The sequence below is a fragment of the Chitinibacter sp. FCG-7 genome (assembly GCF_040047665.1).
GTDB lineage: Bacteria > Pseudomonadota > Gammaproteobacteria > Burkholderiales > Chitinibacteraceae > Chitinibacter > Chitinibacter mangrovi.
In genome coordinates, this window is the sequence record NZ_CP157355.1 from 1,293,823 (window position 1) to 1,315,165 (window position 21,343).

At 55.5% G+C, this 21,343-nt stretch carries 18 protein-coding genes; 7 read left to right on the forward strand and 11 right to left on the reverse strand.

Going from position 1 to position 21,343, the window contains the following annotated elements; genetic code table 11:
* The first annotated feature begins 68 nt into the window (after nucleotides 1-68).
* Entirely contained in the window at nucleotides 69-1,322 is a 1,254-nt protein-coding gene (gene hemA, locus ABHF33_RS06000; RefSeq protein ID WP_348946062.1) for a glutamyl-tRNA reductase, read from the forward strand.
* Nucleotides 1,323-1,461: 139 nt separating this feature from the next.
* Nucleotides 1,462-2,541: a peptide chain release factor 1 gene (gene prfA, locus ABHF33_RS06005; RefSeq protein WP_348946063.1), complete on the forward strand. Its 1,080-nt coding sequence runs from the start codon at nucleotides 1,462-1,464 to the stop codon at nucleotides 2,539-2,541.
* Nucleotides 2,542-2,637: 96 nt separating this feature from the next.
* Here prfA and ABHF33_RS06010 read toward each other — a convergent pair whose 3' ends face one another.
* Nucleotides 2,638-5,577 carry an AAA family ATPase gene (locus ABHF33_RS06010; RefSeq protein WP_348946064.1) on the reverse strand — a complete coding sequence of 980 codons (2,940 nt, stop codon included), beginning with the start codon at nucleotides 5,575-5,577 and terminating at the stop codon, nucleotides 2,638-2,640.
* Between the two features lie 200 nt (nucleotides 5,578-5,777).
* On the opposite strand from ABHF33_RS06010, the gene ABHF33_RS06015 reads away from it, so the two are divergent.
* From ABHF33_RS06015 to ABHF33_RS06030, 4 genes are all read left to right on the forward strand, one after another.
* Complete coding sequence (locus ABHF33_RS06015) at nucleotides 5,778-7,628, forward strand: ribonuclease catalytic domain-containing protein (RefSeq protein ID WP_348946065.1); 1,851 nt, start codon at nucleotides 5,778-5,780, stop codon at nucleotides 7,626-7,628.
* A 70-nt stretch (nucleotides 7,629-7,698) separates the two neighbouring features.
* The gene (locus tag ABHF33_RS06020) at nucleotides 7,699-8,283 is read left to right on the forward strand and encodes a hypothetical protein (RefSeq protein ID WP_348946066.1); all 585 of its coding nucleotides are present in this window, start codon (nucleotides 7,699-7,701) and stop codon (nucleotides 8,281-8,283) included.
* Nucleotides 8,284-8,363: 80 nt separating this feature from the next.
* Nucleotides 8,364-8,744 carry an aspartate 1-decarboxylase gene (gene panD, locus ABHF33_RS06025; RefSeq protein ID WP_348946067.1) on the forward strand — a complete coding sequence of 127 codons (381 nt, stop codon included), beginning with the start codon at nucleotides 8,364-8,366 and terminating at the stop codon, nucleotides 8,742-8,744.
* Nucleotides 8,745-9,006: 262 nt separating this feature from the next.
* On the forward strand, nucleotides 9,007-10,971 hold the full coding sequence (locus tag ABHF33_RS06030; protein WP_348946068.1) for a M60 family metallopeptidase: 1,965 nt from the start codon (nucleotides 9,007-9,009) through the stop codon (nucleotides 10,969-10,971).
* 97 nt (nucleotides 10,972-11,068) lie between these two features.
* On the opposite strand, the gene ABHF33_RS06035 is transcribed toward ABHF33_RS06030, so the two are convergent.
* The 5 genes from ABHF33_RS06035 to ABHF33_RS06055 form a co-directional block, all read right to left on the reverse strand.
* Nucleotides 11,069-11,422 (reverse strand): 4a-hydroxytetrahydrobiopterin dehydratase, encoded by a 354-nt coding sequence (locus ABHF33_RS06035; protein ID WP_348946069.1) that lies wholly within the window; start codon nucleotides 11,420-11,422, stop codon nucleotides 11,069-11,071.
* A gap of 21 nt (nucleotides 11,423-11,443) precedes the next feature.
* Nucleotides 11,444-12,334, reverse strand: a complete 891-nt coding sequence (locus ABHF33_RS06040) for a histone deacetylase family protein (protein ID WP_348946070.1) — start codon at nucleotides 12,332-12,334, stop codon at nucleotides 11,444-11,446.
* A gap of 156 nt (nucleotides 12,335-12,490) precedes the next feature.
* The gene (locus ABHF33_RS06045; RefSeq protein ID WP_157670137.1) at nucleotides 12,491-12,730 is read right to left on the reverse strand and encodes a CDGSH iron-sulfur domain-containing protein; all 240 of its coding nucleotides are present in this window, start codon (nucleotides 12,728-12,730) and stop codon (nucleotides 12,491-12,493) included.
* A 61-nt stretch (nucleotides 12,731-12,791) separates the two neighbouring features.
* A complete protein-coding gene (locus ABHF33_RS06050) occupies nucleotides 12,792-13,298 on the reverse strand; it encodes an SRPBCC family protein (protein WP_348946071.1) in 507 nt (168 codons plus the stop codon).
* A 74-nt stretch (nucleotides 13,299-13,372) separates the two neighbouring features.
* Nucleotides 13,373-13,717 carry a YkgJ family cysteine cluster protein gene (locus ABHF33_RS06055; protein WP_348946072.1) on the reverse strand — a complete coding sequence of 115 codons (345 nt, stop codon included), beginning with the start codon at nucleotides 13,715-13,717 and terminating at the stop codon, nucleotides 13,373-13,375.
* Between the two features lie 223 nt (nucleotides 13,718-13,940).
* Here ABHF33_RS06055 and ABHF33_RS06060 point away from each other — a divergent pair, with 223 nt between their 5' ends.
* On the forward strand, nucleotides 13,941-15,569 hold the full coding sequence (locus tag ABHF33_RS06060) for a methyl-accepting chemotaxis protein (RefSeq protein ID WP_348946073.1): 1,629 nt from the start codon (nucleotides 13,941-13,943) through the stop codon (nucleotides 15,567-15,569).
* A 1,589-nt stretch (nucleotides 15,570-17,158) separates the two neighbouring features.
* On the opposite strand, the gene ABHF33_RS06065 is transcribed toward ABHF33_RS06060, so the two are convergent.
* Genes ABHF33_RS06065 through ABHF33_RS06085 form a run of 5 tightly spaced genes read right to left on the reverse strand, consistent with a single transcriptional unit; the run spans nucleotide 17,159 to nucleotide 21,337 of the window.
* Nucleotides 17,159-17,605 carry a hypothetical protein gene (locus ABHF33_RS06065; protein WP_348946074.1) on the reverse strand — a complete coding sequence of 149 codons (447 nt, stop codon included), beginning with the start codon at nucleotides 17,603-17,605 and terminating at the stop codon, nucleotides 17,159-17,161.
* Nucleotides 17,606-17,633: 28 nt separating this feature from the next.
* The gene (locus ABHF33_RS06070; protein WP_348946075.1) at nucleotides 17,634-18,521 is read right to left on the reverse strand and encodes a GTPase domain-containing protein; all 888 of its coding nucleotides are present in this window, start codon (nucleotides 18,519-18,521) and stop codon (nucleotides 17,634-17,636) included.
* Between the two features lie 26 nt (nucleotides 18,522-18,547).
* Nucleotides 18,548-20,005, reverse strand: a complete 1,458-nt coding sequence (gene gatB, locus ABHF33_RS06075; protein WP_348946603.1) for an Asp-tRNA(Asn)/Glu-tRNA(Gln) amidotransferase subunit GatB — start codon at nucleotides 20,003-20,005, stop codon at nucleotides 18,548-18,550.
* Nucleotides 20,006-20,020: 15 nt separating this feature from the next.
* On the reverse strand, nucleotides 20,021-20,767 hold the full coding sequence (locus tag ABHF33_RS06080) for a GNAT family N-acetyltransferase (protein WP_348946076.1): 747 nt from the start codon (nucleotides 20,765-20,767) through the stop codon (nucleotides 20,021-20,023).
* 3 nt (nucleotides 20,768-20,770) lie between these two features.
* Nucleotides 20,771-21,337, reverse strand: a complete 567-nt coding sequence (locus ABHF33_RS06085) for a Uma2 family endonuclease (protein ID WP_348946077.1) — start codon at nucleotides 21,335-21,337, stop codon at nucleotides 20,771-20,773.
* Nucleotides 21,338-21,343 lie beyond the last annotated feature (6 nt).

Here is a 21,343-nt window from a genome sequence, read left to right on the forward strand (position 1 = left end):
TCATTTGCTTTGCTATCCGGCTTTTCGGCGGCAAAGCCGATGCACTCTTGCAGCGATTATCCGGCACCATGAATCTCGTCGTTTTAGGGCTTAACTACCAGACTGCGCCTGTCGCAGTACGGGAGCGGCTTGCCTTTAATCCGGACGAGATGAACGTCGCGCTGGCCGAGCTGGTGAGTCTGAAAGGCGTGTTTGAAGCCGCGATTGTCTCTACCTGTAATCGCACCGAGCTGTACTGTCACGCCCGCGATTTGGATGCAGTGAAGTATTGGCTGGCAGAAAATCGCCATCAAGACCTACAGAGCATTACCCCCCACCTGTATATTCATCAAGGCACCGAAGCTGCGCGGCATGCGTATCGCGTCGCCTGTGGACTCGATTCAATGGTGGTGGGCGAAACGCAGATTCTGGGCCAGCTTAAAGACGCCGAGCGCACCGCGCGTGAAGCGGGCACGCTGGGCACGCTACTCAATGGTGTTTTCCAGCGTGCTTTTTCCACCGCCAAGGAAGTCAGAACCCGCACGCGCATCGGTGCGGCCTCCGTCTCGATGGCAGCAGCGTCAGTTCGGCTAGCCGAACGGATTTTCCCGACCATTGCCGAGTGCAAAGTGTTATTTATCGGTGCGGGCGAAATGATCGCGCTCTGCGCCACGCATTTTGCCGCCCAGTCCCCCTGTAAGATGGTAGTTGCCAACCGCACGCTGGAACGCGGCCAGGAATTGGCCAGCGAGCTGGGGGGCGAGGCGATTTTGCTCAGCGATTTACCCGAGCGCATTCACGAATTCGACGTGGTGGTGACATCGACCGCAGCACCGCTGCCTATCGTCGGCAAAGGCATGATCGAGCGCGCACTCAAGCAGCGCCGCCGTCGGCCGATGTTTATCGTCGATCTGGCGGTGCCGCGTGATGTGGAAAGCGAAGTGGGCGAATTGGCCGACGCCTATTTGTACACGGTCGATGATCTGGCGCAGGTGGTACAGGAAGGCATGGCCTCGCGCAGCATGGAAGTGAACAGCGCCGAAACAATGATCAGCGAAAAGGTCAAAGAATTTGACAGCTGGTTAGCCAGCCGCGCCGTGGTGCCCACCATCCGCGATTTGCGTGATCATGCCGACCGCATCGCCCGCAGCGAAGTACAGCGGGCGCAGAAAAAGCTCGCCAATGGCCAGGACCCGCAACTGGTACTGGAGCAGCTGGCGCAGCAGATCAGCAATAAATTCCTGCACGCCCCGCTGGCCGCGCTCAATGGCGCCCCCGCCGACGAACAGGAGGCACTGGTCAATCTGGTGCGCCGCCTGTACCGCCTGCAGGATATTGATTAGATATTGATTAATCAGTGAGGCGTGAGGTGTCAGGATATATCCCCAAGCGCCAACGTCTTGAAGTCATAATTTCGGGTGATGAGCAGGTGATTTGAGGTTTTCTCCTCACACCCACTCCTCACTCCTCACCGGAACAACAATGAAACCATCAATCCTCGCCAAACTGGCGCAATTGGCCGACCGGCTCGAAGAAGTGGGTGGCCTTTTGGCTTCCGAAGAAGCCACCCGCGATATGGATCAATATCGCAAACTGAACCGCGAATTTAGCGAGCTGACGCCGGTGGTCGAGCTATGGCACGAATTTAACCGCATTAACGCTGATCTGGCTGATGCGCAAGAGATGCTGGCCGACCCGGAAATGGCTGAAATGGCGGCCGAAGAAATCAAAGACGGCAAGGCCAGACTAGAGCAACTTGACCTCGATCTGCAAAAAGCCTTGCTGCCGAAAGACCCGAACGACGAGCGCAATATTTTTCTGGAGATCCGCGCTGGCACGGGTGGCGACGAATCGGCGCTGTTTGCCGCCGACCTATTCCGCATGTATAGCCGCTATGCCGAGCGCAACCGCTGGCAGGTGGAAATCATGTCGGCCAATGAATCCGATCTGGGCGGCTACAAGGAAATCATCGCGCGCATCGTCGGCCTTGGCGCGTATTCCAAGCTCAAATTTGAGTCCGGCGGCCACCGTGTACAGCGCGTACCGGCGACCGAAACACAAGGCCGGATTCACACCTCGGCGTGTACCGTGGCGGTGATGCCGGAAGCGGATGAACTGGAAGAGGTGAATATCAACCCGGCCGATTTGCGCATTGATACTTTCCGCGCCAGCGGCGCGGGTGGTCAGCACATTAATAAAACCGATTCGGCCGTACGCGTGGTGCATATCCCGACCGGCATTATCGTCGAGTGTCAGGACGATCGCTCACAGCACAAAAACAAGGCGCGCGCGCTGGCCGTACTGTCGGCACGGATTAAAGATGCGCAACTGCGCGAGATCCAAAGCAAGGAAGCGGCCGAACGTAAATCACTGATCGGCTCGGGTGATCGCTCCGAGCGCATCCGCACCTACAATTTCCCGCAAGGGCGAATGACCGATCACCGGATTAATCTGACGCTGTATAAACTCGACTACATCATGGACGGCGATTTGACTGAGCTGACACAAGCCTTGATCAATGAGCATCAAACCGAGCTACTGGCGCAATTGGGCGACGCGTAATTAACATAGGTATATGGCTAAAAGCCAAATCTGAATTGAGTTTCAGCCATATACCCAATAGCACCTCAATCTGAACCAGATAAAAAAAGCCAAGTCTCAAGACTTGGCTTTTTTATTCAGAAATGCACCGAACTCGCGCCGAATTTGTGCCGAGATACCTGCCGCCCCCCATAGATCGTAGTGCTCGATGGCCAGCTTGAGCATCTGGCGGGCGTGGTGAAAATGGTGCCGCCCCAGCAGAAAGCGACCATAGTGCAGGGCCGCCATGCCGTATTCATGGTGATGCTGGTTCACCCGGGCGGCCTCGATTGCGGCGTGGAAATAGTGCTGCGCCTCGTCGTACTGCTGTCTGGCGCTGGCAAACTGAGCTTGCAGCAAAGCGAGCGGGCTGGCAAACATGCTCGGGTTTTGTGCGGCCCAGCCTTTCAGGCGAGCGATGGCACGCGTGATCTGCCGCCGCCACCACCAGCCCCGCCGACCAGGTTCCAGGCAAAGATTGAGCGCAGACAGATAGCGGTATTGCGCCTCAAGCACCGAGCCCCGAATCGATTCCAGATACGGTCTGGCTTGCGAGAGCGCATCGCTCGCGGCCTCGCTGGCGTGACAAAAGCTCGCCATATACGCCGTAAGCAAATAATAGTTGAACAGATTCAGCGCATCGCGCCGACGATACAGCTCGGTCAGCGAATCGGCAGAAAACTGCCCGCCTTCGCACAACCACGGCTGCGCATCGGCGGCGTGTACCAGATTGTGCAAGCATTGGCGAAACACGGCCGACATCGGCAACAAGTGCTGCTGGCGAGTGTGGCGCAAATCTTCGTCGATTTTGGCCGCTTCTTTTGCCAGATGGGGCAGCGGGCTGCCATTCAGTAGCGAATGCCCGATGTAAAACATATGGGCGTAGCCGGCAAACTCGAAATCACCATAAGAATAGGCATTCTGTTGCCAGCGCCACAGATCGGGCAGCAATTGCTGCAGATTCTGCCGCCAAGGCTGAACCAGCCCCAAATCCAGAATCGGTACGCGGTGCCGCTGCCTTTCGCTAGACTGCGCCTTGGCCATTTGATTGGCTTTTTCTGCGACAGCAAAAGCCGCGTCATACCGGGCAAAAACATTGAGCATCATCGCCGCGCAAATTTGTGCGCCAGCCGTCATCGGCCCTGCCCCATATTGGCGCGAGAGTATCAATTGCTTGAGAGTAATGGCCGCCAGCAGCCGTGGGCGGGCAAAAAAACAGGGGCCAAACAGATCAGCAAAAATTTGCTGCGCGGCTTCGATATTCGGCCTCGCCGCATCGGTATCGGCTTTCTGCTCTACCGGATCATCTGAATCAATACCCGGATCAGCATCGGTTTTTTGCTTGCCAGCAGCGTATTGCCACCATGCCCATTGCAGCAACAGGCTAAGCAGCTGCGGCGTGCTGCCGCTCATCGACATTTTCATGCCCAGCGATTTGAGGCCCAGCTCGGCGGCGGCAAAGGCCAGCGGATAGTCATGCCCCAGCAGCGCCAGACGCAGCTGCGTACTGGCCAGCATGGCCGTGAGGCGCGGGCTGGCTGCGGCAGACAGATTGTTCAGCAGCACGGTAGCGTCTTGCAGTTGCGCGGGCTCTTGCCAGCTGGCACACCAGATTTCGACAATCTGCTCGCTGAGCTGCGGCTGCTCGCTCCAGACCGATTCGCCCAGCAAGGCCAGCAATTGCTCCAAGATCTGCCCAGCGTGCATGGGGCTGCCCTGCTGTACGGCTTGCGCGGCAACGTCGAGCGATTGGTGGGCAAAGCGGATTTTGTCCTGGGGCGTCATCAACTGCCCGGCTTGCTGCGCATGGCGCAGCGCCTGCAGAACAAAATTGGGAAACTTCATCATCCGCTGCGCCAGACGTGCGTGCAGATCGGCTTCGGTTTGCTGCTCGAAAGTATGCTGCGCCAGACGCAGCAGATGCGGGTGCACAAAGCGCCAGATATCGCCTGATAGCACCTCGATCAAGCCCTGCTTTTGCGCCAGATACAGATGCTCCTGTACCGCACTGGTACTCAGATAATCGTGCAAAAGCCGGGCATCAAACTCCATGCCGATCAGGCTGGCGCTTTGCAGGATTTCCAGCCCGGTTTCGGTCAGCGAGAGTAATTGCTCACGAAAATAAGCCTCGGCCTCGGGCGTGCGCAATTGCAGTGAAATCTGCTGGATACGCTGCTGCCATTGCGATTCGGGCACCACGCCCAGCAAATTGTGTGCAGCCAGGCTATCGAGCAAAAAGCGACACAGCTGCAAATTGCCCTGACAGGTTTGCTGCAAAAAAGGCGCAATTTCTGCTGCCAGCCGCGGGTTCAGGTTTTGCTCTTCGATCAGCCAGGCGACGGTATCGCGCACGCTAAACGGCGCCAGCGGAAAGACCTGGCAATGCGGCAAGGCTTTCCAGCGCTGTGTCGCGGGCAAATGCTCATCACGCACACACAACAGAAACATCAGATACGGGCTGCTGCGGTGTTCAATCAGATAATCAAGCAGCGCCAGCGCATCCTGATCGAGCAAATCCACATCGTCGATAATCCAGACCAGTGGCTTGAGTTGCTGGCTGGCATAAACCAGCAGCTCGCCCACCAGCAGATGCAGGTGCAGCGCCAGCGATAAATCAATATCGGTATCAATCTGCTGGATCAGGCCCAGGCGGCGCGACAGCTCCAGCACGGCCTCCTGCCCGCTCAATCCGGGATTACCCAGCTGGCGCGTCAGCGGCTGGCTGAGCTGGCTTAAACCAAGCAGCAGACTATCGAGCGGTTTGCTCCAGTTGAGCGATTCAATCCGGCTTTCAATCAGCATGCCGCCGCGCTGGCGAACAAAGGGCAATAAATCATGCGCCTGCTGGGTTTTACCCGAGCCGGGCTCGCCCACCAGCATCACCAGCTTGCTGCCTCCGGCCGATGTTTCGGCCAGCGCAAAGCGCAGCTCGCTACTCACCACGCGACGATCAAAAAGTCGCGGGGCAGGCTGCGTCTGGGCTGGATGCACCGTGGCGGATTGCGGCTGAACTGACAAGATTAGACATTCTCGAGTTATTTTCGAGATTGTCGCTGATTTAGCCATAATTTGCCATGCTCGGGCGTAAAAACAGCACAAACACCACGCCAGCGTATTGGTCAACCAAACGTCAACAGAGCCCGAGTTTTTAAAACATCAGAGGAATGGCTTTGATATAATTGCCGGTTTTGGCCTTGGCGCAACGGTTGATAATCGCGATGAATGTTTTTTACGAGGAAGATGGCAGCTTTAAAGTCGCCAGCATCAATGATGAGCAGGCTGCCAGCATGCAAGTGGAAGACGCACGCGGCAAACGCAGCAAAATCAAAACCGCCAATGTGCTACTGCGTTTTGATCGCATCAGCCTCGACGATTTTTTCAAATCGGCACAGAGCCTCGCCGCCGAAGTTGATGTCAATTTCCTGTGGGAATGCTGCGGGCAAGATGAATTTGGCTTTGCCGAAATTGCCGCCGAATACTTTGGTGCCAACCCCAGCCTGACCCAGCAAGCCGCCGCGGCCATCGCGCTGCATACCGCGCCGATGTATTTTTATCGCAAAGGCAAAGGCCGCTACAAAGCTGCACCCGAAGAAAACCTGAAAGCGGCGATTGCCGGACTGGAGCGCAAAGCGCGTGAAGCCGAGCAAATGGCTGCGTGGGAAGCTGATCTTCTGGCAGGTATCTTGCCACAAGCCTTGCAGGAAAAGATCTCTAGACTAATACATCGCCCCGACAAAAACAGCCTCGAATACAAAGCACTGGCGCAAGCGGCTGAAAGCGCACAAACATCAACGCTGCGCTTGCTAGAAAAAGTGGGCGCAATTCCCGACGTGGCGCAATATCATCTCGACGGCTTTTTGGTCGAGCATTTCCCCAAAGGTCGTGGCTTTCCGGCGACCGAGCCCGTGTTTGCGCCTGAAGATTTGCCGATTGCCGATGTGCAAGCCTTCTCGATTGACGACGCGAGCACGACCGAAATTGACGACGCATTCAGTTTGAAAAAGCTCGCCAACGGCAACTGGCAAGTCGGTATCCACATCGCCGCACCTGTACTCGGTATTTTGCCAGGCTCAACGCTAGATCAAGTCGTACTCGATCGCTTGTCGACCGTGTATTTCCCCGGCGACAAAATCACCATGCTGCCCGACGACGCAGTCGAAGTATTCACATTGCAAGAAGGCGCGGCGCGCCCGGCGGTGTCGATGTATCTGGAAGTCTCGCTCGGCTACGACATCATCAGCCATCGCTCGCTGATCGAGCGCGTGCCCGTGGTCGCCAATCTGCGCCATCACGATATCGAGCCGTATTTCAATGAAGACACCGTCGGCAAGGAGGGCGAAGACTATCCGTGGAAAGCCGAGCTGACGCTGCTGTGGAATCTGGCTGGCGCGCTCGAAGGCCGTCGCGGCAAAGCCGATCAGCCGCAGCAACAACGCCTTGATTACAGTTTTTATATTGATCGGGAAGAAGGCCAAGCCGAGCGCGTCCGCATCGTACCGCGCAAACGTGGTGCGCCAATGGATAAACTCGTTGCCGAGCTGATGATTCTGGTCAACAGCCTGTGGGGAGCGAATCTACGCGATGCGCAAATCGCCGGCATTTATCGCTCGCAAGGCGGTGGCCGCGTCAAACTATCAACTCAACCGACTGCGCACGCTGGCCTCGGTGTTGATTGCTATATGTGGTCCAGCTCGCCGCTGCGCCGCGCGGTCGATTTCATCAACCAGCAACAACTGGTGGCGATGATACGCAATGAAAAGCCGCGCTATCAGAAAAATGACGCCGAGCTGTTTACCGCAATTTCGTCGTTTGACGCCGCGTACGCCGCTTATGCCGATTTTCAGGACAAAATGGAGCGCTACTGGTGCATCCGTTATCTAGAACAAGAGAATATGCGCGAATTCACCGCGCAAGTGATCAAGGAAAATCTGGTGCGCGTTGATGGCATGCCTCTGGTCTTGCGCGTGGGCGGCCTGCCAGAACTCCCGGCTGGGATGACAGTCTCACTACAGCTGATCAAGGTTGATTATCTGGAGCTGGCCGTCGAAGCCCGGATCGCCACCATTTAAAAAATGTAGGTCGGGTTAGCATAGCGTAACCCGACATTCAGCAGGCCAGCCTGCCATGAAGGACCACCCCATGCAGCCCAATCGTCGCCTTAGCGATTTTCTGCCATTGAAGTTTGCCAACGGGCAGGAAATCAAGCAATTCTCCAAACCCTGCGTTTCCTGCGGCACCATGCTGCACGCCAAAGACATGAATGGCGTTGCGCGGCTGGTTGAAGACCATATTGCCATTGCCGCCAAAGCGCATTGCCATTCCTGCGGCGCTGACTTTGGCGTGGCTTGCGTGATCAATTCGCAAAAGCAGGTCAAACGCGTGGTGTTGCCGCGCCTGCTGTTTAACTGGTATTTGCGCAGCTTGCCGCTGCAAGAGCGCGAAACCGCCCCGCAAGCCATGGTGCGCAATCTGCCTCTGCCTGAGGAGCGGGACGCGCGCGAAGACGCTGCCGAGCTGGCTCGAATGACACCGCCTGCCAGTAGCATGCAGCCGCGCGAGATTATTCGGGCGACAGAAACTCTGGGCCGTTTTCAGGAAAAACCCATTCCGGCCTGGCTGATTCTGGATGGCACCCGCTTTGAATTTGACCGCATCGCGCCAGACGCCAGAACCCAGGAAGGGGAATATTTGCTCGATGGATGTTTGATTTATCGCGCGAGCTGATGCACTTTCGCTTGGCTTTTTGATGCAAAGTTTTATAATCGCGCCTATCTTTTGGGTCACGCCCCAAGCGGGAGAACACCATGCAACGCAATATGCTTAAATCCAAACTGCACCGCGTTACTGCAACGCATGCCGAATTGCACTACGAAGGCTCGTGCGCCATTGACGAAAACCTGCTTGAAGCGGCCAATATCCGCGAATACGAAGCAATTGATATCTGGAATATCAATAATGGCGCCCGTTTTTCGACCTACGCCATTAAAGGCCAACGTGGCTCGGGCATTATTTCGGTCAATGGCTCAGCCGCTCGCCACGCCCAGGTGGGCGACTTGCTGATTATTGCCACGTTTGCCGATTACAGCGATGACGAGCTGCACAATCACAAACCATCGCTGATTTATGTAGACAGCAATAATCGCATTACTCACAGCAGCAACGCGATTGCAACACAAACCATATAAGGTCTTCACCGTACGTCGAAAAACCCGCTTTCAAGCGGGTTTTTTATTGCTTTCAATCTGCAAAAGCAGCGAATAAACAACTGATTTAAATCAGCATTTAAAACTCCAGCCGCTCACGCGTCGCCAGCAAAGGTGATGCAAATAACAAAGCCCGCTTTTGGCACATCACTAATTCCTAATATTTCTGGTAAATTCGCGCTGCTGTATGCCAGACACATGAACAGAAACTTGTGCGCAAACAAAAAATAGCTCTGGAGGAGCAATGAATTTCTTTTCTAAAGCGGGCCTCGTGGCCGCAATCATCGTCCAAGCTGGCGTTGCTCACGCTGCCACAGAATGGAATAACAATACCGTATACGCCGAGCCTGGCCAGATTGTGAGCTATCAGGGGCAACTGTATACCAACGGCTGGTGGACCAAGGGCGAAAACCCGGCCAGCAGCGGGCCATGGGGTGTATGGCGCACAGTCAGCGGCCAAGTCGCTGCAACCAGCGCGCCGACTGCTGCACCAAGCAGCAAACCGACTACGATCCCAACCCTGACAGCCAGCCCTAAACCTACTGCCAGCGCAGCCCCCACCAGTACACCTATCAGCACAGCGGGCAGCACGGCCAATGCGTGGAATCCAGCCACCACCTATGCCGAGAAAGGCAATGTCGTGAGTTATCAAGGCGAGCTGTATCGTAATGAATGGTGGACACGCGGTGACGTGCCAAGTGCATCGGGCGCTTTTGGCGTGTGGCGCAAAATCAGTGCGGCCACTGCAACACCGACTGCAACAGCCAAGCCTGTCGCGACGCCTGCCCCAACTGCAGCACCAACCGCAGCCCCGACTGCCACAGCCAAACCAACGGCGACGCCAGTGATCACGGTCAAACCTAGCCCGACACCTGTCGTCACTGCTGCACCCACAGCAACGCCAACGCTCGCACCAACGGCCACGCCTAAACCAAGCGCAACGCCCGCCCCGGTTGGCAGCCTGATTCCACCACGCAGCCTGACACTGGAACAGCCAGGCGATATTGGCACCCTGCGCGCCGCGCAGCTGCGCAGCTTTAACCACTCTCCATTCCAATCGACGGGTTACTGGGTGCAGCCTGGCGATGTACTGCTGGTGAACTACAGCTACACCGGTAGCACGCCGAACAAACAGCCGGAAATCTGGCTGCACAATATCGACGATGACACCTGGAACTACGACACCGCGCAAAAAGTGAAGCTCAATGTCGGTAGTAACAGCATTGTGTCCAACGTGAAAGCCGCCGTGTACGTTGCCGCCTTCAATACGCCAACCAATGGCGAACTCAAAGTCGAGCTGGCTTCGGGTGGCCGCGTGATGCCGCGCTTTGTATTGGGCCAGCACACGCAGGACGACTGGCTCAAAATGCTCAGCCAGAATGGCGATGCGCCGTACGCCGAGCTGGTTAGCACACGCATGATGCTCACCGCCAGCCTGGCCAAAGCGATGCGCCACGTTGATGATCCGGTGGCGTTGATGACGCTATGGGATGAAATCGTCCGTCTGGAAGACGAACAATACGGCATCAAACCGGGCAACACCTACCCGCATAACCCGACGCCGCACCGCTTCCACTTTGTTGAGCTGGCGCCTTACGATGGCTGGATGTATGCATGGCAATACCGCATGGCTTCGGCATCGGATGACGCTGCAATTGGCTCGGTACTCAATAGCAAAAAGCTCAAAACTGACGGCTGGGGCCCTTGGCATGAGCTGGGTCATCAATACCAGATGAGCACTTTCACCTGGAAAGACCAGACCGAAGTGACAGTGAATCTGTCTTCGGCCTATGTGCAACGTGGTTTGGGTCAGCCTTCGCGCTATGAAACCCAGGGCACCTGGACCAAAACTTTTGCTTATCTGAATCAGGCCACGCGTGATTTTGCGACGCAAAGCGATCTGTTTGTCCGCGCCACGATGTTCTGGCAGCTGGACCTGGCTTTTGGCAAGGATTTCTACGCCAAGGTTGGTACCAGCTACCGCAATATGAGCGCCGCACAACGCCCAACGACCGATGCTGCAGAGACCCAAGCCTTCGTCATCGAAGCGAGCCGCGCCGCAGGCTATGATCTGACGCCGTTCTTTACCCAGTGGGGCATTGCGGTAACGACCGACACGCAAACCAAACTGCGCGGCATGGGGCTCAAAACACTGACCGACCCGATCTGGCTTAATCGCGACAGCAAAGTGCTTTATCAGCCACGCTAATTAGGGTATATGGCTACAAGCCAAATACTAGAATAGCTACAGGCCAATACCCATAAAGGTATTGGCCTGTTTTATTTCAACCCCGTAAATCATGGGATTAAGGTGTAAATAGGCGATCCGTTTTGGCTGCCAGCTCGAAATCCATCCGGTGTAGGCCACGGATCTTGTGCGACCACCAGCTCACGGTGAGCTGCCCCCACTCCAGCAGCAACGCCGGATGATGGCCAACGTCTTCGGCCAGCGCCGCCACGCGGTCACACATCGCCCAGGCCTGGGCAAAATTGTTGAACTGATACACCCGCTGCAATTGCAGCACGCCGTCAACGACGACCGGCGTCCAATCCGGGATGGCGCGGATCAGCAACGCCAGCTCTTCGTCGCTCACTTGCGGCGCGCCCGCGCGGCAGGCTTCGCATTTTTGTGCCAGATCGGCAGCCAGATCATCACTCATTGCTTCACTCCTGTGGGTTGTTCAGGCAAAACGTTGTACGGCAGCGCGCACCGTGGCCGCGTAAATCGCGACCGTATCGGCAATCGGCTCGGCGTAACCCCCGCCCATGGTGATTGCCAGCGGCACGCCAAAGCGCTGACAATAATCCATCACCATCTCGTCGCGCGCCAGTAAACCGGCCATGCTCAGATTGAGCTTGCCCAGCCTATCGCCCGCGTAGGCATCGGCACCCGCCAGATAAATCACCAGTTCAGGCTGCGCCAGCGAAAACAGCTGCGGCAAAGCGCCCGCCAGCTCGGCCAGATACAATGCATCGTCGCAAGCATCGGGCAGCTCGATATCCCAATCGCTGCTTTGTTTGTCAAACGGATAGTTATTCGCGCCGTGCATGGAAAAAGTAAACAGCTGCGGCTCGCTGGCCAGCATGCTGGCCGTACCATTGCCCTGATGCACGTCCAGATCAATCACCAATGCACGCTCAATTGCGCCTTCGGCCCGCAGGCACTGCAGCGCCACCGCACTATCGTTAAACACGCAAAAACCACTGCCATGGTCGGCAAACGCATGGTGCGTGCCGCCCGCCAGGCTAACGCTGCAGCCTTGTGCCAATGCGCTGCAACAGGCCGCCAGCGTAGCGCCGGTCGAGGCGCGTGAACGCTCGATCAGCATCGGCGACCATGGCAGGCCGATCACCCTTTGCTCGGCGGCGCTTAATGCGCCATCGCTGACTTTTTGCACATAGGCAGCAGTATGTGCCTGCCGAAGCTGCTCATCACTAATAACAGGGGTATCAACCAGCAAGCCATTGGCAAATTGGGCTACAGCCTGATACAGCATGGGGTATTTGTTAGCCGGAAAACGATGCCCGGCAGGTAGCGGCAAGGGATACTGGTCGGAACGGTAAATCAGCACGGACAACTCACAAAAGAAAGGCGCTCAAAGGGAAGGCGCTGAAACGGGCACGCAAACCGAGTGTGCGCATGATACGGCAAGTGCGCGCCACCGTGCGGCTGGCCGCGGATGGGAGCGGATGGGAGCGGATTGCAGCGAATGCCCGCCAGCTGCGACTTACAGGTGTGCGTGGGTGCCATCGCAAAATGGTTTGGATTCGCTGTGCTTGCAGCCGCACAGGTACACCGTTTCGCTGATTTCGGCGACAAACTTGATGGGGCTCATATGGGTATGCCGATGCGAGCCATCACAGAAGGGCTGGGTGCGGCTATGGCCACAGGCGCACCAGTGGTAGGTTTTTCCGGCTTCAACGTCGACAACATACGGTGCTTTCTGGGTGATCATGGGTTCGGACATGGTGCAGGCCTCCGGCTAAGCGATGAGATTTCAGCCTAGCCGCAGCCTGCAGCAAGCGCAATCAGGCCGCTTGCATATGCGCCACCAACTGCTCCAGCGCCTTGCCCCAACCTTCCTCGAACCCCATTGCCGCGTGCTGCGCGCGGCCGTCGGCATCGCGGTGCGTCACAATCGCCTTGTATAGCGTGCCGCCCGGTGTTGGCGTCAGCTCGATGGTGGCGGTAAACGGAAAATCACCGCAGCTGCTATCGGCAAACGACGGGTTGGGCCGGAAACCGGGCAGCAAGGCATTGGTCCAGACCAGACGGCGCTGGGGAATGATGTCCAGATAGCAGCCGACACCGGAAAACTGCTGCCCTTCCTCCGGGCCTTTCATTTCGGTATGAAACAACCCACCAGGGCGCAAATCGATCTGGCACTCGGTGGTACGCCATGGCGCGGGCGTAAACCAGTGCACAAGATGTTCGGGTTGGGTCCACGCCGCCCAGATCGCCTCGGGTGGCAAAGGGACTTCGCGCTCAAAAGCAAGATCCAGTTGCGGATCAAACTGCTCGCCAGTTGTCGTCATCTGATACCTCGTCCATGCAATCGAAAACCCTGTTTTAGCAGCCCAAGATGACATCTGCAATAAAGCGCGACATCTCAGGCGCAAGCATCCGGCGTCGGTACCCCGTGTTCATCAATCGCCGGCAGTCCATAACGCGCACGTGCGGTATTACAACGCTCATCGCCCACGTCCACTTCGCGGCAGGTGCTAGCGCGCAACTCATAAATGCCACAGCTGGCCGCCTCGCCCACCCGGCCCTGCAAAGCCGTGCAATGCGGCTGCGGCTGATTGGTGCCGCGCATCGCCACCAAAAAAGGCGTCACTGGCTCGACCAGCGCATTGGGCACCGTGCCACCGGGTACGGCATCGCTTTCGCCAAAATAGAAGGACACGCGAAAGCTGGCGCAACACGCGCCGCAGCTCATACAGACATGGCTCATGATCAGACGGACCGTAGAAATCGAATGCCGCGATTTTAATTAAAAAGCCGCCTGCGTGCAGTGCCACGTTCGACCCTACCATGCTCGACGATCTCTCTCGACAATACCGCCGCATGGCAGCTTTCATCAAAAATGCGAAAATAAAACACATCTCGACATCCCTGATTAAATTTGCACTACCAGTGGGATAAGATGGGTCATTACTTTCTGCCCGGTTACTGTCATGAAAACACTTAAAGCTAAAATACGGCTGGTACTGATTTTGCTCACCTCGCTGGCCGTGGTGACGTTCTGTATCTTCAGCTACTTTGAAACCCGCGCTGTCGCCATTGAAGCGATAGATGGCAAACTCACCGCCGCCGCCAATGGCTACCGTTTTATTGTTCCGGAGCAAGTACACGCCCAGCTCACTGGCCGCGATAGCGCCGATCTGAAAGCCATGCGCGCCGAAAGCGTCAAGCTGACCCGCTTTGCCGAATCGCTCGGCCTGCCTTATGTCTACAGCTTTGTATTAAAAGACGGTAAACCGCACTATGTGCTGTCTTCGCTCTCGCCCGAAGAAGAGCGTGACCCGAATGCCGAGCAATACCTCAAAGTGTACGAAACGCCGAATGCTGAGCTACTGGCCGCACTGAATCAGGGCAAGCTCAGCTGGGCCGAATACAGCAGCAGCTACGGCGACTTCCGCTCGATTTACCTGCCGTTTCGCACCGCCAACGGCACCACGATTGTCGCAGTGGCCGATGCCGACCTGAGTGCCGTCAAAACCACCTTGCGAACCTTGTTAATCAAGGAAGCTGGCACTGGCTTGATTCTGATTTTGATCGCCATCGTCGTCTCATTCTGGCTGGGTAATGTGGTAACCCGCCCGCTGGATCGTCTGCTGGCCGCCATGCGCCAGCTCACCAGTGGCGAAGCCGATCTAACCATCCGCCTCGATGATCGCCAGCAAGACGAAACCGGCCGCATCGCCGCCGCGTTCAACCAATTTATCAGCGAGCTGCACAAGCAAATCCGCACGGTAGAAACCGAAAGCACCCGCCTGAATCAGGGCGTGCAGGCGATTGAGCAAGTGGTCGATCATCTGGCCCGCGAATCGCGCTCGCAAGCCGATCTGGTCTCCGAAACCGCCGCCACCATCGAGGAAGTGACCGTCAGCATAGCCCACATTGCCGACAGCACCCATGAGGTCGAACGCGCAGTCAGCCACGCCGACGAAGGCGCACGCAGCAGCGCGCAAGCGATGAACACCATGCAGCAGCGCACCGACGCGATGGGCAACACGCTGCATGTGCTGGCCGAATCGATCAGCCGGCTGGATCACGAATCCAAGCAGATCAACAACATCACCAATGTGATCAAGGACATCGCCAACCAGACCAATCTGCTGGCGCTGAACGCCGCCATCGAAGCCGCCCGCGCCGGCGAGCAAGGCCGTGGCTTTGCCGTGGTCGCCGACGAAGTGCGCAGCCTGGCCGAGCGCACCGCCCGCGCCACGGTAGAAATCGAAACACTGCTAGGCTCAATCTGCGACGAAACCGCCCAGGCCGTCGAGCGCACCACTGCCACCGCCAGCGGCGCCGAATCAAGCCGCCAGATGGTGGGCGACGTGAACACCCGCATCGCCGCCATGCAGCAGGAAATGCAAGGCGTACTCACCCAGATCAACGAAATCTCCGCCGCCACCCGCGAGCAATCGCTCGCCACCGAGCAGATCGCCCAGGTATCCGAGCGCATCAGCCAGCAGGTCAACACCACCGACCAAGCCCTGCAGCAAACCCGCCAAACGCTAGCTGGCATCAACCAGATGGCCGGCTCACTACACGGCGTGGTACGGCGATTCAAGCTGTAATTCTGGCCAGCACCAAAAGCAAAAACCGCCCGGATGGGCGGTTTTTTTATCTGCACACAGCACAGATTGTTTAATCACGCGGGAGATAGCCTGCTGCGCAGGCGGTAAACCCTGACGGCCATTTTTCAAACGGCGCGCGTCCACGGGCAGTCCGTTCTAATTAGCTGCAATGGTAGGGTCGGCTTCAGCCGACCAGCCAAAGCAAAAAAGGTCGGCTAAAGCCGACCCGACAGGTATATTCCTTGAAATCATGCTGGATCTAACATACAGAGCAACACCTAGGCATGTATATGCAAAAATCGTCGGTCTGCGCGGATTCCCCTGTCATCAAGCCGAGCGAGGAACAAGCGGCAAGGGAATTCGGCGGGCTCTGTTTTGTTAAAGCCCGCCGCCTTGCCGATTGTCCGCAGCGAGGCGTGACGGAGCTTGGCAACTTGTTGCCTTAGCGTAGGCCGTGGCCTAAGGCTAACATTTTGCACAGCAAAACTTGATGAGGGGCGGCCTTCTTTGACTTACCTTTCTTGGCCGTTCAAGAAAGTGCCGCGGTGCACAGCCGCCAATCCAAGGTAAATGCGTTGTTGCAAGCAAAGCCTGCTGCGCAGGCGGTGAACCGGCGGTTTCGCCCGCCGGACGAGCAAGGGGCAGTCTTGCCTTGCCCCTTGCAACCCTAACGCGCCCGATCGCCGCGAAACCCCGCTTGAAAAAAGCCCGTCAGGGCGCCGCTACAACTCGCGTTGCGCTAGCGTCGCAACGCTCAAACACTACGCGGCTTAAAACCCTGACGGCCATTTTTCAAACGGCGCGTCTCCACGGGCAATCCGTTCTAATTAGCAATGGGGTATATCAGCCAAAACCAATTCAGAATTAATCTTCAGAGCAAAACCCTGGCATGTATACACCGAAATCGTCGGTCTGCGCAGCTTCCCCTGTCATCAAGCCGAGCGAGGAGCAAGCGGCAAGGGGTTTCGGCGGGCTCTGTTTTGTTAAAGCCCGCCGCCTTGCCGATTGTCCGCAGCGAGGGCATTTTGCGTAGCAAAACTTGATGAGGGGCGGCCTTCTTTGGCTTACCTTTCTTGGCTGTTCAAGAAAGGTAAGTGCCGCAGCGCACAGCCGCCAATGCCCGTTGATTGAATGTTGCAGGTAAAGCAAAACACCGTAGGGCGCGGTTAGCCGAAGGCGTACCCGCCAATCAGCCTCTGAAACCACAAACATCAATCAGCGCGGGTCACGACCCGCCCTACAAGGCTGCCGCCAGTATTTACCGCGCTGGTGAAGCTGGGGCTTGGTTTCCCGTGTAGCGAAAACCGCAGCAAGGAGAGAGACAAACGGCCTTTTGTTTGGCTCACGACGAAGCAAGGGCAGCGCGGAGCGCTTTTCGCCCGGGTCGCCTTCTCTTGCTTACTTCTCTTGGCGAAGCAAGAGAAGTAAGTGCCGCGGCGCACAGCCGCCAATGCGCGTGGATTGAATGTTGCAGGTAAAGCAAAACACCGTAGGGCGCGGTTAGCCGAAGGCGTAACCCGCCAATCAGCATCCGAATTCACAGACATCAATCAGCGCGGGTCACGACCCGCCCTACACGGCTACACGGCTCACCAAAAGTAAAATCCACGGGTTCTTAATGATAATTCTACCCTAGACAAACGAGTATCAAAAATCGTTCTCTTGATGATTTGATCACTCAGCAAAACCTTACACTCATCAATTGTTTGCACAACTTTGCTCAAAATAGCCTTTTCAACAATCAAATCATCCTTACGTCTTTTCAAGTTAACATACATTCTCATTCCATAGCCAACGCTAGAGCCAATCACAAAACAAAAACCAATGTATACAAATGGACGATAATGAGAAAAAACATCAGACTTGAGGTAGGAAATAGAAAAAGCAAAGAGCAAAAGAAAAAAATAAAACCCAATCACAGAAGCAAGAGCCTTCTGAAATGATCTAGATATATCAACCCTAATATCGTTGATATTTTTTGCAATTTGCTCGGCAAGAACTAGCAGCTGCTCAATATCTTCAGTTGCATTATTCATTTATCAACTCCATTAAATTGCAATGTTCTTACCTTGCAACATGCGCAACGGTATCAAAAAAACTACGCAAATAGCTACGATGCAAATCAACATCAACTATTTGGGGGGATATTTCAACACCATTCCAACTGTATTTTTTTGTAAGCGAACTAACGGCCACAACCTCAATTTTAATATTAGCCGCACCAATCACGCCAGTAAGTTTCTCTGATAAAATCTTAGAAAACGCACTATTTCCATGCGGACTATAATAACTCTCAGCCTTAGCCAAATCATTAAAAAATAAATCAGCCTTATTTATTACAATTACGAGCCACTTTGGTAAACCTCCTGAAATTGCGGCATTTCGTATACGCTCGCAAACCTCCGAGAACTCATTCAATTCTTTCTGCAAATTAACACTACGCAATTTATCGATTGTATCCACACCCTCAGCCATTAATGCACTCACACTGGCTGACGTGCGGATTGTTGTATATCCCCAATCAACGACATGAACAACGCCTTCTGCACAAGATTTCGAGGCAAAAGCAACCTCCATACCTAAAATCCGCTCGCGACTATTTTGCCCCGGTATAACATGAACAATTTTAGTCCAGTCACCAATTGAAATTGGTTTAATCTCTACATCTGTAGACGCGGCAACAGGGGAAACCCATGCTAAATCATTTGCTTCACCATGCCATAGAGAAGTTAATGAAGATTTTCCCGATCCAGCCCGCCCCGTTACTACAACATTAACCCGACCGAGACCAAGCATGACTTGAAGCTTTTTCCAGTAAGCTTGGATATCTGAGCGATACTTATAAAGAATAACTCCACCACGAATCGCAGTCCCAACACCAGGTGCGGGCACATCTATTAACTCAGGCATAAATAATCCAACTAGATATATTTTAAAAATAGGCAGAGCCATTTTCTGCACTGCCTAGTATAGGATTGTTACCCCACCTTCTTCTTCAACAACTCCAACGCCATTCCCGGGTTGGCCTTGCCGCCTGAGCCTTTCATTACTTGGCCGACCAAGGCGTTCAGCGCCTTTTCCTTCCCGCTGCGATATTCCTCAATCGCTTTCGGATTGGCCGCGAGTACCGCATCAACAATCGCTTCGATCGCGCCGGTGTCGGTTTCTTGTTTCAGACCATCGCGCTCGATAATCACATCAGCCGCATCGCCGCTTTCCCACATTTTTTTCAAAACGTCTTTGGCGGTTTTGTTGTTGATGGTGTTATCCGAAATGCGACGGATTAAGCCAGCCAGCGCGTCAGACGATACCGGGCTATCGCTAATCGTTTTTTCTTCGCGATTCAGCGTGGCCGAGATGTCGCCCATGATCCAGTTGGCGGCGAGTTTTGCGTCTGCACCAGCGGCAACGGTGGCTTCAAAGTAGGCGGCCAGATCTTTGCTGCTGGTGAGCATCCGCGCGTCGTATTCAGACAGATCGTATTGCGTCGCGAAGCGCGCTTGCATCGCCACAGGCAACTCGGGTAGTTCGCTGCGAACGCGGTCAATCCATTCCTCGCTGATCACCAGTGGTGGCAAGTCTGGATCGGGGAAGTAACGGTAATCGTGCGCGTCTTCCTTGCTGCGCATCATCCGTGTTTCGCCCGTGTCGGGGTTGAACAGGATGGTGGCTTGCTGGATTTTGCGGCCCGATTCGATTTCGTCGATCTGCCATTGCACTTCGTACTTGATCGCCTGCTCGATGAATTTGAATGAGTTCAGGTTTTTGATTTCGCGGCGCGTGCCGAATTCTTTTTGGCCTTCGGGGCGCACTGACACGTTGACGTCGCAGCGGAACGAGCCCTCGCTCATATTGCCATCGCAAATACCAATCCACGTGACCAAGCTATACAAGGCTTTGGCATAGGCCACGGCTTCGGCGGCCGAACGCATTTCTGGCTCGGAAACGATTTCGAGCAGCGGCGTGCCTGCGCGGTTCAGGTCAATGCCCGATACGCCATGAAAGCCTTCGTGCACCGATTTACCCGCATCTTCTTCCAGATGCGCGCGAGTCAGGTTGATGACTTTTTCGTACGGATCACCCTTGGCCGGTTGCACCTGAATCGTGATCGCGCCGCCTTCAACAATCGGCAGCTCAAACTGACTAATCTGATAGCCCTTGGGCAGATCAGGGTAGAAATAATTTTTGCGCGCAAAGATGGATTTGCGATTGATCTTCGCGCCAATCGCCAAACCAAATTGGATGGCTTTTTCGGCCGCCGCGCGGTTCATCACCGGCAAAGCGCCGGGCAGCGCAATATCGACTACCGCGGTTTGCGTGTTCGGCTCAGCGCCGTAAGTCGTGCTGGCGGCGGAGAAAATTTTTGATTTCGTGGTGAGCTGGGTGTGAACCTCAAGCCCGATAACGACTTCCCATTTCATGGTGTGTCTCTCTATTTTTAATGTTGTCCGTCAAACTGGCTGACGGCGATACCAGTAAGGATATTGTTCAATAAACCCGAGTTTGGCATAGAGGGCGAGCGCGGGCGTGTTGGCGGCGACAACTTGCAGCACTGCTTTTTCCGCACCTTGCGCTTGCGCCCAAGCGAGCAAATGCCCAACCAAACGGCGGGCATAGCCTTGGCGGCGTTGTCCAGCAAGGGTTACCACGTCATACAGGAGTACGGTATTGAATTGCACGACCGCCAATGCACACGCGACTGCTTTGCCTTCGTGATACAAAGTGGCAAATTGCGTCGGGCAAGCGTAGCTGCCCAGCATCTGCCGTGCGCTACTTTGATGAGCGGCAGAGACATTATTCAGCGCGACAAATTGTGCAAACCACGCTTCGCTCAGCGTATCGCTGCTTTGCACTGCGGCATCGAAGGCAAAATCACCCGCTTGCAGTGGGCGGGTTTGCACTGAGCTTGGATCGACGAGCTGATAGCCACGCACAGCGAGCGCCTCATCGAGCGATTGCGAAGCAGGCGTGAGCTTGAACACCACAGGCAAACCTTGCTGCTGGTAACGCAGCTCGCAATAGTCGAGCTTTTGCAGCATAGGTAAATCACCTTGCCACAGTGGCGTGACCGAATTAGCGCGCTTGGTGTAGCCCTGTGCAAAGCGCAGCACCCAGCCATCGAGATACTCGCTAGCGAGCGCTGGCCACGCACTGGTGGTCAGCGTTTCGTAGTGCGCAATGCCCGGCGTCTGCTGCATCAATCAGGCCTCGATTCCGGTGTCGTCGTACAAGTCGGCAAGCGTCACGGAAAAATCAATACTGGCTAAATGCAAAGTCTCCTCTGGGGTATAGCCTTTAAAGATCCATTCTCCATTATCTGTACGGCGATACACCTGCACGTATCTGGACTCACCATCAATTAGCACATATTCCTGCAAAGAATCGAGCTGGCGGTAAATTGCGAATTTTTTCCCCAGATCATAACTACTGGTCGAGGGCGACAGTACTTCAGCGATAACTTTGGCCGATTCCAGCGTCGTGGTTTTGGCTTGCACTGGCTCGCAGGTGATGACCAAATCAGGGTAAAAATAGCAATTCGCTGTAGCCACCTGCAGGCGCATGTCGTTCACATACGCTCGGCAAGATGAACCTTTCAAGTGCGGATACAAAGCACGGTGCAAATTCAGTGCCAGCGTATTGTGTGCCGAGGTTCCACCCGTCATCGCATACACCAGCCCGTCGTAATACTCATGACGTTCTTCAGACAAGCTCTCGTGAGCCAGATACTGCTCGGCCGTGATCTTGGATTCAGTCTGTGCGTAGCCCATGCTTTG

Coding starts and splice junctions, on each gene's coding strand:
- ABHF33_RS06015 (WP_348946065.1), top strand. CDS start 5,778: ATGAATGTTTTTTACGAGGAAGATGGCAGCTTTAAAGTCGCCAGCATC.
- ABHF33_RS06055 (WP_348946072.1), bottom strand. CDS start 13,717: ATGAGCCATGTCTGTATGAGCTGCGGCGCGTGTTGCGCCAGCTTTCGC.
- panD (WP_348946067.1), top strand. CDS start 8,364: ATGCAACGCAATATGCTTAAATCCAAACTGCACCGCGTTACTGCAACG.
- ABHF33_RS06030 (WP_348946068.1), top strand. CDS start 9,007: ATGAATTTCTTTTCTAAAGCGGGCCTCGTGGCCGCAATCATCGTCCAA.
- ABHF33_RS06080 (WP_348946076.1), bottom strand. CDS start 20,767: ATGCAGCAGACGCCGGGCATTGCGCACTACGAAACGCTGACCACCAGT.
- ABHF33_RS06085 (WP_348946077.1), bottom strand. CDS start 21,337: ATGGGCTACGCACAGACTGAATCCAAGATCACGGCCGAGCAGTATCTG.
- ABHF33_RS06070 (WP_348946075.1), bottom strand. CDS start 18,521: ATGGCTCTGCCTATTTTTAAAATATATCTAGTTGGATTATTTATGCCT.
- hemA (WP_348946062.1), top strand. CDS start 69: ATGAATCTCGTCGTTTTAGGGCTTAACTACCAGACTGCGCCTGTCGCA.
- ABHF33_RS06045 (WP_157670137.1), bottom strand. CDS start 12,730: ATGTCCGAACCCATGATCACCCAGAAAGCACCGTATGTTGTCGACGTT.
- ABHF33_RS06050 (WP_348946071.1), bottom strand. CDS start 13,298: ATGACGACAACTGGCGAGCAGTTTGATCCGCAACTGGATCTTGCTTTT.
- ABHF33_RS06065 (WP_348946074.1), bottom strand. CDS start 17,605: ATGAATAATGCAACTGAAGATATTGAGCAGCTGCTAGTTCTTGCCGAG.
- prfA (WP_348946063.1), top strand. CDS start 1,462: ATGAAACCATCAATCCTCGCCAAACTGGCGCAATTGGCCGACCGGCTC.
- ABHF33_RS06035 (WP_348946069.1), bottom strand. CDS start 11,422: ATGAGTGATGATCTGGCTGCCGATCTGGCACAAAAATGCGAAGCCTGC.
- ABHF33_RS06020 (WP_348946066.1), top strand. CDS start 7,699: ATGCAGCCCAATCGTCGCCTTAGCGATTTTCTGCCATTGAAGTTTGCC.
- ABHF33_RS06060 (WP_348946073.1), top strand. CDS start 13,941: ATGAAAACACTTAAAGCTAAAATACGGCTGGTACTGATTTTGCTCACC.